Source organism: Flavobacterium polysaccharolyticum (genome assembly GCF_038739875.1).
Lineage (GTDB): Bacteria > Bacteroidota > Bacteroidia > Flavobacteriales > Flavobacteriaceae > Flavobacterium > Flavobacterium polysaccharolyticum.
Genome location: NZ_JBCGDP010000090.1, coordinates 1 through 297, shown reverse-complemented (window position 1 = coordinate 297; position 297 = coordinate 1). Strand labels below are relative to the sequence as shown.

1 protein-coding gene is annotated in these 297 nt (G+C 32.3%); it reads left to right on the top strand.

Annotation, left to right across the window (positions count from 1 at the left end; genetic code table 11):
* The coding region (locus WFZ86_RS20215; RefSeq protein WP_425402893.1) for a glycosyltransferase family 9 protein at positions 1-267 on the top strand (267 nt) is incomplete at its 5' end.
* Positions 268-297 lie beyond the last annotated feature (30 nt).

Genomic DNA, 297 nt, shown 5'->3' with positions numbered 1-297 from the left:
TCGAGACCCAATCACCGTTTAGGGAATTTATTATTAATTACGCCTTTGGTTCAAGAAGTACAAACACTTTTTCAGAATGCAACTATTGATGTTTTTATAAAAGGAAATCTTGGTCCCATTGTTTTTGATAATTTTACGGCTTTAAATCAGATTATTCGTTTGCCTAAAAAACATTTTGATGAATTGGGAAACTATATGAAGGTCTGGTTGAAACTGAATAAAGACAAGTACGATTTAGCCATCAATGCAGATAAAAATTCTTCGTAAGGTCGTTTGTCTATTCAACTTGTAGATGCA